This window comes from Zemynaea arenosa (assembly GCF_004614185.1).
GTDB classification, from domain to species: Bacteria; Pseudomonadota; Gammaproteobacteria; order Burkholderiales; family Burkholderiaceae_D; genus Telluria; species Telluria arenosa.
This window is the reverse complement of the sequence record NZ_SPVF01000105.1, coordinates 19,294-29,211: the sequence shown is the minus strand read 5'-3', so window position 1 is coordinate 29,211 and position 9,918 is coordinate 19,294. Positions and strand designations below refer to the sequence as shown.

The following is a 9,918-nucleotide window of genomic DNA, read 5'->3' as shown; positions in this document are numbered from 1 at the left end:
GCCACCGACTGGCCGCGCATCGCCGCGCTGTACGACGCGCTGGCCCAGCTGCTGCCCTCGCCGGTCGTGGAGCTGAACCGCGCGGTCGCCTTGTCGATGGCGTTCGGCCCCGCGGAAGGGCTGGCGCTGGCCGACACCCTGCAGGACGAGCCATCGTTGCGCGATTACCACTTGTTGCCGAGCGTGCGCGGCGACCTGCTGGCCAAGCTCGGCCGTAACGAGGAGGCACGCGCCGAGTTCGAGCGCGCGGCGGCCCTCACCCAGAACGAGCGCGAGCGCACACTCCTGCAGGCGCGGGCCCAGGCGTGCGCAATTCAATTGTCGCGTTCCTCATGAATCGTGCGGGGAGTTTCCCTGCTATGATTTGCCACGACTGAACCTTGGCGGATCGTCAAGAAATGCGCGGGGTGACGTCATCATGGCCCGCACAAGCGAGCCGGAGAGTGGTACCGTTGCAGCGTCGACCCCGCCCATCAAGAGCGGCGTTTGCGCAGCATCATGCCAGCACGATTCCACGTGAGTAATCTTGCTGAGAATGATGCCCAGGGGGAATTATGGGAACGCTACAGGAAGGCCTGCCGGAGCCCGATCCGGCTGTGATGATGGCCGCACCCGGCCAGCCGCTGCGTCAGAGCCTGCCTCCCAAGGGCGCGTGCTGGTACTGCGACAAGCCGCTGGACAGCGTCAAGCGCTTCTGCGGCAAGAACTGCGCCGACGCGTTCGAAGAAGAAGCGGAACTGTTCAACCACCGCTGACGGCGGTGTCCGCCCCGTCCGCCGGTGGCGGATCGGCCAAGGCGGCGCGGGCGGCGTCGAAGTCGAAGCCGTGCACGGCGCCCGCCAGCTGTGCATAGCGCGCCGCGCCCAGCAGCGCTGCCAGCGCCGGCCCGGCCTGGTCGACCAGGTCCACGGCCGCGCCATCCCCGTTGTCCAATAGAGTGTCCAGTTCACGCAACAGCTGCGCGCCGTCGCCGAGCGGACGGACAGTGCTGCCAGGCATGCTTGCCGCAGGTACTGCCGCCTGCGCGCGCGCCAGCAACGCCATCAAATCCTGCGTGGCGGTCTCCAGCTGCGCCAGCGCCTCGTCCAGGCCGCCTTCCGATGTGCGCAGCACGGTGTCCACCAAGGCCGCCGCCGCGCTCACCCCGCCCGCGCCGATCACGCCGGCTGCGCCCTTGAGCGTGTGGGCAATGAGGTGCGCGCCATCATGGTCCTGGCGTGCCAGGCAGGACTGCAGTTCCTCCAGCGCATGCCGGTATTCGTGCCAAAAGCGCTCCAGCATGCGCGCGAACAGCGGGCGGTCGCCCGCCACGCGCTCGAGGCCGTCATGGGCATCCAGCACCGGCCGGTGGATGGGGTCGAACAGGACAGCGAGTGGATCGGGGAGGTTCGAAGTCATCGGTGCGCGCCACGCGTCCGATGCGGCGGCGGTGGCGAAATACGGTCAGCGGGTGGTGAAGGACCACGTCCGGGTCACGGGCACATTGCCCGACTCCCCCGTGGCGCCGCTGAAGGTAACGTCATAAGTGGTACCGGACTTGAGGGCGGCCAGCGGAATAATGGCGGCAGCGTGCTCGGGCGTTTCCTCATCGGCTGCGTGCGTCAGAAGACGGACCGGCAGGTCGGTGGAGGCGCCGCGCTGGCGCACCGTGAAGCTGGTGACCTTGAGTTCCACGTTCAGGTCGGCGTGCACGCTGATCGGGTAGCCGACTTCGTTCAAATTGGGCACCGGGTCGGGCGACTCGTAGTTGCTGAGGAAATTGGCGGGCACGCCGGTCTGGCCGTTGAACGGCCAGGTGACCAGCCCGGTGAGGCCGAGGCCGTCGCCGTAGCCGTTGTTGGCGGCGAAGTCGGCCGTGAAGTAGGAGTAGCCGCTGCCGTTGGTGGCCGCACCGGTGCCGATCTCCTTGAACTTGGGCTCGAACATCACGAAGCGGTGGTAGATCGCGGTGATCAGTTCCTCCGCCATGTAGAAACCCGAGTTGCTGCTGGTGGCCGAGATCACCTCGCCCACGGCGTAGTTGGAGAGCGTGTAGTTGGCGGCGTTGATGCGGTCCGTTAGCGTGGCGCCGGTGTAGCCGGTCTTGCCTGGCGTTTCCTCGTGCTGCACCACGTTATTGGCACGCAGATATTCCGAGTGCGCCTGCGCCGCCTTGTCCAGCAGGGCATTGCGCGCCAGCTGGGGCAGCCCGGCCTGGCCGCGCCGGTAGTTGATCCACGCGAACCCGTCCGTGGCGGTGTTGTTGACCGCCGTAGGCGAGCCCGGGCCGCTCGGCACATAGGTGACCGGGGCCGGCGCACTGGAGCCGCCGCCACCGCACGCGGACAGCGTCAGCGCCGCGGCGAGCAGGGCCGCGGCCAGTCTCCAACGCGTGCGCACAGCGGGCATCTCGGCTCCTGACTTTTGTGTATGGTTCAGAAACGATTCTAGGCGAATTTGAAAATGGGTGACTTTTGGCGCAGTCTGCCGTGCGCGCGCGAGCAACGAACTCGGCAAGGCTGTCGCTTTCACACCGCGCCTGTAAAATAGGACAACTTCCACCCACCCCAACCCGTGCAGACCCGAGTGCCATCTTCCAGCCGCCAGCGCCTTGCGCGCGCCAAGTTCGCCCTGCCCAGCCTCGTGACCCTGCTGTCGATCGCCTGCGGCTTCGGCAGTATCGTGATCTCGGTCGACAACGCGGCCGTCGGCGACCCGCACGCCTACCGCATGGCCGCCATCCTGCTGGTGCTGGCCGGCGTGTTTGATGCGCTCGATGGCCTGGTGGCACGGGCCACCGGCACCAGTTCCGAATTCGGCGTGCAGCTCGATTCGATCGCGGACGTGATGAACTTCGGCTGCGCGCCCGGCCTGCTGCTGTACTGCTATGGCTTTGCGCAGCTGGGGGCCGACCACCCGACCCTGGTGCGTCTGGGCGGGCTGGCCTGCTTCGTGTTCGTGGCCTGCGGCGCGCTGCGGCTGGCGCGTTTCAATGTCACGGTCGGCAAGACCGATCCGCGCTATTTCGTTGGCATGCCGATCACGGCGGGGGCGGCCTGCGTGGCCTCGGTGGTGGTGGCGTGGCCCCAGGTGCCGGCCACTATGCTGCACCAGTTCCTGGTGGCGCTGCTGATGGTGGCGGTGGGCGCGCTGATGGTGTCGACCATCCGCTTCCCCAGCTCCAAGCAGCCGAAGAATGCGCGCACCTTCATCGTGCTGGGCGTGATGCTGGCGCTGCTGGCCGTGCTGCAGACGCGCTTCTTTGCGCTGTTCTTCGTGATCTACGTGAGCGGCACGCTGCTGCTGAATATCGCGTGGAAGCTGGGCTGGACCGGCATCGCGCCGCCGATCCGCTACGGGCGCGCCGACGATTAAATCCGTTTAGAGATATTTGTCGAGCATCTTGGCCAGATGCTCGGCGCTGGCCTGCGCCTGTTCCAGCGTGCTCGACGAGGTCGATTCGGTGCGCAGCTCGGCGGACAGCAGCTGGATGAAGCAGCGGTTCAGCGCCTTGCTGGCCGCTGCCATCTGCTGCGCGGCAGCGTCGCAATCGGACGGCTCCTGCGCGATCGAGATCAGTTTCTGCACCCCGCGCAGCTGGCCCTCGATGCGGGCCAGGCGGTTCATCAGGTCCTTCTTCTGTGCGTCCGTCAGCGGTGCGTCGGCCATGTCGGTCCCCTTGTGATCCCGCGGGGCGGGATACTCCTGGGGAGTATATAGCGCCGTCCCCGCGCACCCGCGTGCGCGGCACCGCACGTGTCGGATTTACGCCACTTCGTGCGCGCGCGCGGCGCGCAGGATGCGGAACCACTGCGGGCGGGTGAGCTCGAACTGCGTGCCCGCCACCGCGACGGCCACGGCCTCGATGCGCCCCGAGCCCGTGATCGGCGCCGGGCGGCACGGCAGCGCCATGATCCACGCGAACACCACGCTGGCAAACGGCTGGTCCAGTTCATCCGCCACTTCCTTGATCACCAGCCGCAGGGCTTCGGTATTGGCCTCGGTGCCCGAGAACAGCTTGCCGCCCGCGAGCGGGGACCAGATCATCGGCGAGATGCCCAGGTCCTGCAGGCCGTCGAAGGTTTCGTCGAACGCCGGAGCGAGGTGCAGCGGCGAGAACTCCACCTGGTTGGTCACGAGATCGATGCGCCGGTTCAGGCATTCGAACTGGTGGCGCGAGAAGTTGGACACGCCAAAGTGCTTCACCTTGCCCGCTTCGCGCAGTCTGGTGAAGGCGCCCGCGATCTCGTCGAAGTCCATCAGCGGATCCGGGCGGTGGATCAGCAGCAGGTCCAGGTGATCCGTGTGCAGCTGGCGCAGCGATTCCTCAGCCGAAGCGATGATGTGCCCCGCGCTGGTGTCGTAGTGCTGGATGGTGTGCAGGGGGCGTTGCGGCGAAACCAGCTTGATGCCGCATTTGCTGATGATCTCCATGCGGTCGCGCAGCGAAGGCCGCGCGCGCAGGGCGTCGCCGAACAGCGCTTCCACACCGTAGCCGCCGTAGATGTCGGCGTGGTCAAAGCTGGTCACGCCCATCTCCAGGCACTGCTCGATGAAGTCAATCCGCTGCTCCACCGACATCCCCCACTGCGCCATCCGCCACATGCCGGCCACGATGCGCGAGAGTTCCAGCGCGCCTGGGCGCAGCACGATACGGGGGCAGGAGAGGTCGGCGGTCATGGGCATCCTTGGCGAAGAGATTCGGGGCGGATGATTATAGCGCCATCGGCTGCGGCGGCCGGGCCGCGTGCGCACCCCGTGCGGCGGGCGCGCGCCGGGGAAAGACCGGGTGGGTTCAGTGCGCGTTCAGCGCGAGGCCTGGCCGGGCTGCCTGGGCAGCGGCAATCAGTCCCTCGATCTCGGCCCGCGTGACGCGGCCTTCCTTGACGAGGGCTTGCTCGCCCTGCGGGTTGTACACGACGGTGGTGGGAAAGGCGCGCAGGCGGAACTGGCGCAGCGCCTGGTCGTCGCCCGCGATCACCGGATAGCTCACACCGAGGCGCTGCGCGAACTGGTCGACCCGGCGCGCATCCAGGCCATCGGCGGCGAGGCCCAGCACCACCAAGTCCGCATGGCCGCGGCTCAAGGCCTCCAGCTCCGGCATCTCGGCCAGGCAGGGCGCACACCAGCTGGCCCACACGTTGACGACCACCCACTTGCCGCGGTAATCCGCCAGCGCGTGCGTGGCACCCGCCGTGTCGGTGAGCGTGAAGGGCGCCGCCTGCACCTGCAGGGCGCAGGCACACAGCAGGGCGGCGAGCAGGGGCCGGAACATGATGGCGCTCCTGGCGGCCCGCTTACAGCTGGCCCGAGACGCCGACCACAAACGCGCGGTCCGCGGTCAGCTGCACGCCATTGACCTTGCGGTACAGCGCGTGCTGGTAGTAGGCGTAGACCTGGGTCTGCGCGCCAATCGCATACGACAGGCCCGGGCTCAGGGCCACGGTGCGCTGGCCGCTGTCTTCCGGTTCCGCCTCGCTGCCCGAGTCGGTACCCTTGCGCACGGCGTTCAGCTGCAACAGCCCGCCCAGGCGCTCGGTCAGGCCTCTGCGCAGGCCGATGTCGGCACTGAAGGTGGAGCCGGGTTTGTAGTTCGAGCGCGTGTTGAGCGCGTGCTGGTACTGCGCCTGCGCGAACCAGGCGATGTCGGACGCGGTCAGCTTCTGGTGATAGAACGCGCCGAGGATCGCATCGGTGGTCCCGGTCCCCGGCTGCATGCTGCGCTCCGCCACGCTGTTCGCATCGTTGGCCACCCCGGTGCGGCCGGTGGGCAGCTTGAGGCCGAAAGTGACGCCGGCCAGTGCGGGCTTGAGCGGATCGGCCAGCAGCGCTTTCTGATAGCGGCCCGTCACGCGCGTATCGCCCAGCTCCGTGAAGTTCCAATTCTCGCTGAGCTTCGCGCCGTGATGGTTATGCACGTGGATGTGATCGCGCTCGCTCACCGGCAGCGACACCGAGACGCCCCAGCCGCCCACAAAGCTGTGGCTCCACGTCGCCACCACGTTGCGGTTCAGCGTGCGCACTTCGTCATGGTGATGCGGGATTTGGCCGATCGCGATGGTGTCGGTGCCGCTCATCGGCTGGTTCAGGTTGATGAATTCATAGCGCAGGTCGAAAGCGTTGCCCGCATCGGCCAGCGCGGTCTCGCTGGTCCAGTTGGTGTTCACGGTGCAGAAGGCCGCGCCGCAGCTGGCGCTGGCCAGCGCCGGGAAGAGTGCCGCGACGGCGCTGCACACGAGAGTGGGGATGAGCTTTTTCATGAGGTTCCTCTTGGTGTCTTGTGGTTGTGTTCCTGAAGTCGAGGAAATCATACTTTTCGCGTACATCTTTTTTGTATGACCCAGATCAAATCCGTCCGAAACGCTGAGTATCCGAAACGACTTTCGGAGATTTTGACCTGCGTCAATTTTTTAAGATGCATCCCAAACGTATCATTTGCTCGTCCCAAGGGAAAACGAAGTTGACCACTCAAACAAGGTGAAACAAATGAAACGTACTCTGCTCTCTACCGCCGTCGCAGCACTGGTTCTCGGTACCACGATGATCGCTCCGGCCTATGCACAACACGACCAGCACGGGGCCGCCGCCCATGGCGCCGCCGAGGTCAAGATCAACCCGGACGTGACCTTCACGCTGCGTACCGACATCGCGGACGGCAAGCTGGTGTTCATGGGCGAAGCCGGTTCGATCCGCGGCACCGCCAACCCGACCCTGCGTGTGCCGGAAGGGGCCGTGGTCCAGATCAACCTCGTGAACGGCGACGGCGCTACCCACGACATCACCCTCAACGACTTCAACACCAAGTCCAATCAGGTGAATGACAAGGGCGCCTCGACCTCGATCGTCTTCAAGGCCAACAAGAAGGGCGAGTTCACCTATATCTGCTCGCTGCCGGGCCACGTCCAGGCGGGCATGATCGGCAAGATCATCGTGGGTGACCACGTCGCCGCCGACAAGCCGAAAGCCGCCGACATCTCGCGCAACCCGATGGAAGTCGGCACGCCGATCGGCAAGCGCGGCCCGCAGAAGCTGACCGTCAACCTGGAGACCACCGAAGTGGAAGGCCAGCTGATGGACGGCAGCACCTACAAATACTGGACCTTCAACAGCAAGGTGCCGGGCCCGTTCATCCGCGTGCGCGTCGGCGACACCGTGACTGTCAACATGAGCAATGCCAAGGACAGCCACATGATCCACTCGGTGGACTTCCACGCCGTGACCGGCCCTGGCGGCGGCGCCGCCGTGACCCAGGCCGCACCGGGCAGCACCAAGTCGTTCACCTTCAAGGCCATCAACCCTGGCCTGTACGTGTACCACTGCGCCACCCCGATGGTCGCCCAGCACATCTCGAACGGCATGTACGGCATGATCCTGGTCGAACCGGAAGGCGGCCTGCCGAAGGTCGACAAGGAGTTCTACGTGATGCAGGGCGAGCTCTATACCGCGCAGCGCCACGGCACGCCGGGCGAAGCCGAGTTCTCGCTTGAGAAGCTGCTGAACGAGCACCCCGAGCACCTCATGTTCAACGGTAACCACGATGCGCTGACCAAGACGCACCGCATGGAAGCCAAGGTCGGGGAAACCGTCCGCATCTTCTTCGGCGTCGGTGGCCCGAACATGACCTCCAGCTTCCACGTGATCGGCGAAGTGTTCGACCGCGTCTACTCGCAGGCCGACCTGACCTCCAAGCCGCTGCAGAACGTGCAGACCACCACGGTGGCACCGGGCGGCGCGACCATGGTCGAGTTCAAGGTCGATGTCCCGGGCCGCTATATCCTGGTCGACCACGCGCTGTCGCGCATGGAGAAGGGCCTGGCCGGTTTCCTGTACGTGACGGGCAACCCGAACCCGGAAGTCTTCCAGACCAACAGCAAGCCTGACGCTTCCTCTGGCCACTGATCCCGTCAGCGGTCTTTCATGCGGGCCCGGTGATTTTCCGGGTCCGCTTTTTTTATTCAAGGAGAGCGACCATGCCCAGCTACCGCATCGATCCGCGCGAGTTCCTGCGCCGCCTGCCTGTGTTTTCCGACCTGGGAGAGGAGGAACTGGCGGCCATGGCGCTCGCCACCACCGAATTGCACATCCCGCGCGGACGCACCATCTTCCAGCGCGGCGATCCGTGCCTGGGTTTTCATACGGTGTTGTATGGGCAGGTCAAGCTCAGTTTCGTGTCCGCGCAGGGTAACGAGAAGATCGTTGAGATTGTGGGGCCTGGGCACAGCTTCGGCGAAGCCGTGATGTTCATGGAGAAGCCGTATATCGTGAATGCGGCGACACTGGAGGACTGCCTGCTGCTGCACATCGCGAAGGATGCGATCTTCGCGGAGCTGGAGCGGCATCCCGCGTTTGCGCGCAAGATGCTGGCGGGGATGAGCCGGCGCCTGCACGGGCTGATCTCGGATGTGGAATCGTACACGCTGCGCTCCGGCGCCCAGCGGGTCATCGGCTTTCTGCTCAAGGATGCACCGGAGTCGGGCAGCCGCATCACGCTCGCGGCCAGCAAGAAGCTGATCGCGTCGCGTCTCAATCTCACGCCGGAATACTTTTCGCGCCTGCTGCACGAACTGGCCGAACATGGCCTGCTGAGGGTGGACGGGCGCGATATCGAAATCGTCAACGCCGACGGCTTGCGGGCTTACGAGGGCTGAGGCGGGGTCTCAGGCTTGAGCACTTCGCGGTGCCGCAGTGCGGGCCGCGCCAGGTCCAGGCCGAGCCGCAGGCAGGCGATGGCCAGCAGGATCCCGCCTGGGCGCGCGGCGGGTGCGTACCAGCAGGCGGCCAGGCAGGCCGCGACAGCCGCCGCGTGGCAGCCGAACTGGATGCGCAGCGCGGTTTCGGTCACCATCTCGGTCATCTTCGGTACCCGCGTGCCTGTCGTGGCGCGCTCCTGCAGCTGGTGCCAGATCAGGAAGGGCACGATCTTGTAGAGCATCCCGTTCACGGCCGCCATCGCGAAGCCGCCGATAAAGAGCACACCCACCGCCAGCGCACGCGCGTCATCGCCTTCGCCACCGCGGCCGTTCGGCCACGCGAACAAGATCGCCCCGGCGCCCAGTGCGGCCAGCGCCAGATACCAGTACCCGGTCGACGCCGACACCTTCCCCCGCCTCCGCCGCCACAGCAGCCGCAAGCTCACAACCGCATACGCCGCCGCGACGCCCGCGCCTCCGCAGCGGGCCAGCCAGTTCGCGTCCCACATGCCCGCGTCTACGGAGCCTGCGGCAGCGAGTGGCAACCAATGCAATGTCGTCCATGCCAGCAGCGTCACGGCCAGCGCTGGCACGATCCACCGTGTGGCGCCGCGCGGATACAGTGCCGTCGCCTGGAACATCGGCAGCACCTGGAACGACACCGCCACCACCAGCGTCAGCACCCATCCTGCGAGCCCCAGCCCCGCATGCACATCGGTCAGCCGTACCGCGGGCACCGCCGGGCCGCCCGCCAGCCACACGGCAAGCGGCAGTCCGCACCCCACGGTCAGCATCAGCGCCAGCACTGCCCCGCGCATTCCGCGCACAATGTCGGCCACCGGCGCCGCCACCTCGCGCACGAATAAAGTTCTTGCCAAACAGGCCAGCAGCAAGCCGAACGCCGCCGCCAGCAGCACCGCGGCCGCAGCAAACAGGAACGTGCCTCCGCTCAGGAACCCCGCCACCAGCAGCAGCGTGCCGAGAGCCAGCAGCAACGCCGCCAGCGGCATGAACCGCACCGGCCCACGCAGGCGCAATCCCGCCACTACCGGCAGCATCTGCAGCAGTGCCCCGCACATCGTCATCGCCAGGAATCCCAGCGTGAGCAGGTGAGTGACCGCCAGCGCACCGCCCGTCCAACGGGACGCAAAGAGCGCAGGTCCGCACCAGGCGATTAAAAAGCCAGCGGCCGCTCCAAACCACGGAGCAGCCAGCAGAAAGGCCAGCGGCAGTGCCGGCCCAGGAGTAT

General features: G+C 66.4%; 11 protein-coding genes and 1 pseudogene. 5 read left to right on the top strand and 7 right to left on the bottom strand.

Annotation, left to right across the window (positions count from 1 at the left end):
- A pseudogene (locus tag E4L96_RS07675) lies at nucleotides 1–336 on the top strand (RNA polymerase subunit sigma-24); the annotation flags it as partial.
- 218 nt (nucleotides 337–554) lie between these two features.
- Entirely contained in the window at nucleotides 555–755 is a 201-nt protein-coding gene (locus E4L96_RS07670; RefSeq protein ID WP_135206624.1) for a hypothetical protein, read from the top strand.
- Here E4L96_RS07670 and E4L96_RS07665 read toward each other — a convergent pair.
- Both E4L96_RS07665 and E4L96_RS07660 read right to left on the bottom strand, forming a co-directional pair.
- Nucleotides 742–1,398, bottom strand: coding sequence for an Hpt domain-containing protein (locus E4L96_RS07665; RefSeq protein ID WP_135206623.1), 657 nt, complete (start codon nucleotides 1,396–1,398; stop codon nucleotides 742–744). The genes E4L96_RS07670 and E4L96_RS07665 overlap by 14 nt on opposite strands.
- 45 nt (nucleotides 1,399–1,443) lie before the next feature.
- A complete protein-coding gene (locus E4L96_RS07660; RefSeq protein WP_135206622.1) occupies nucleotides 1,444–2,388 on the bottom strand; it encodes a CAP domain-containing protein in 945 nt (314 codons plus the stop codon).
- Nucleotides 2,389–2,565: 177 nt separating this feature from the next.
- Between E4L96_RS07660 and pssA the strand changes: the two genes are divergently transcribed.
- Nucleotides 2,566–3,354, top strand: coding sequence for a CDP-diacylglycerol--serine O-phosphatidyltransferase (gene pssA / locus E4L96_RS07655; protein ID WP_135206621.1), 789 nt, complete (start codon nucleotides 2,566–2,568; stop codon nucleotides 3,352–3,354).
- A gap of 6 nt (nucleotides 3,355–3,360) precedes the next feature.
- Here pssA and E4L96_RS07650 read toward each other — a convergent pair whose 3' ends face one another.
- The 4 genes from E4L96_RS07650 to E4L96_RS07635 form a co-directional block, all read right to left on the bottom strand.
- Nucleotides 3,361–3,648, bottom strand: a complete 288-nt coding sequence (locus E4L96_RS07650) for a metal-sensing transcriptional repressor (protein ID WP_135206620.1) — start codon at nucleotides 3,646–3,648, stop codon at nucleotides 3,361–3,363.
- Between the two features lie 96 nt (nucleotides 3,649–3,744).
- Nucleotides 3,745–4,665: an aldo/keto reductase gene (locus E4L96_RS07645; RefSeq protein WP_167758628.1), complete on the bottom strand. Its 921-nt coding sequence runs from the start codon at nucleotides 4,663–4,665 to the stop codon at nucleotides 3,745–3,747.
- A gap of 109 nt (nucleotides 4,666–4,774) precedes the next feature.
- On the bottom strand, nucleotides 4,775–5,254 hold the full coding sequence (locus E4L96_RS07640; RefSeq protein WP_135206619.1) for a TlpA family protein disulfide reductase: 480 nt from the start codon (nucleotides 5,252–5,254) through the stop codon (nucleotides 4,775–4,777).
- Nucleotides 5,255–5,276: 22 nt separating this feature from the next.
- Entirely contained in the window at nucleotides 5,277–6,239 is a 963-nt protein-coding gene (locus tag E4L96_RS07635) for a transporter (protein WP_167758627.1), read from the bottom strand.
- 226 nt (nucleotides 6,240–6,465) lie between these two features.
- Between E4L96_RS07635 and nirK the strand changes: the two genes are divergently transcribed.
- Both nirK and E4L96_RS07625 read left to right on the top strand, forming a co-directional pair.
- Nucleotides 6,466–7,878: a copper-containing nitrite reductase gene (gene nirK, locus E4L96_RS07630; RefSeq protein WP_181017596.1), complete on the top strand. Its 1,413-nt coding sequence runs from the start codon at nucleotides 6,466–6,468 to the stop codon at nucleotides 7,876–7,878.
- A 71-nt stretch (nucleotides 7,879–7,949) separates the two neighbouring features.
- Complete coding sequence (locus E4L96_RS07625; protein WP_135206617.1) at nucleotides 7,950–8,627, top strand: Crp/Fnr family transcriptional regulator; 678 nt, start codon at nucleotides 7,950–7,952, stop codon at nucleotides 8,625–8,627.
- Here E4L96_RS07625 and E4L96_RS07620 read toward each other — a convergent pair.
- Nucleotides 8,615–9,748 (bottom strand): hypothetical protein, encoded by a 1,134-nt coding sequence (locus tag E4L96_RS07620; protein WP_167758626.1) that lies wholly within the window; start codon nucleotides 9,746–9,748, stop codon nucleotides 8,615–8,617. The genes E4L96_RS07625 and E4L96_RS07620 overlap by 13 nt on opposite strands.
- Nucleotides 9,749–9,918: the final 170 nt, after the last annotated feature.

Excerpts from the sequence above, each read along its gene's own strand:
- E4L96_RS07635 (WP_167758627.1), bottom strand. The coding sequence starts at position 6,239 with ATGAAAAAGCTCATCCCCACTCTCGTGTGCAGCGCCGTCGCGGCACTC.
- E4L96_RS07625 (WP_135206617.1), top strand. The coding sequence starts at position 7,950 with ATGCCCAGCTACCGCATCGATCCGCGCGAGTTCCTGCGCCGCCTGCCT.
- E4L96_RS07645 (WP_167758628.1), bottom strand. The coding sequence starts at position 4,665 with ATGCCCATGACCGCCGACCTCTCCTGCCCCCGTATCGTGCTGCGCCCA.
- E4L96_RS07640 (WP_135206619.1), bottom strand. The coding sequence starts at position 5,254 with ATGTTCCGGCCCCTGCTCGCCGCCCTGCTGTGTGCCTGCGCCCTGCAG.
- nirK (WP_181017596.1), top strand. The coding sequence starts at position 6,466 with ATGAAACGTACTCTGCTCTCTACCGCCGTCGCAGCACTGGTTCTCGGT.
- E4L96_RS07660 (WP_135206622.1), bottom strand. The coding sequence starts at position 2,388 with ATGCCCGCTGTGCGCACGCGTTGGAGACTGGCCGCGGCCCTGCTCGCC.
- E4L96_RS07620 (WP_167758626.1), bottom strand. The coding sequence starts at position 9,748 with ATGTGCGGGGCACTGCTGCAGATGCTGCCGGTAGTGGCGGGATTGCGC.
- E4L96_RS07665 (WP_135206623.1), bottom strand. The coding sequence starts at position 1,398 with ATGACTTCGAACCTCCCCGATCCACTCGCTGTCCTGTTCGACCCCATC.
- E4L96_RS07650 (WP_135206620.1), bottom strand. The coding sequence starts at position 3,648 with ATGGCCGACGCACCGCTGACGGACGCACAGAAGAAGGACCTGATGAAC.
- E4L96_RS07670 (WP_135206624.1), top strand. The coding sequence starts at position 555 with ATGGGAACGCTACAGGAAGGCCTGCCGGAGCCCGATCCGGCTGTGATG.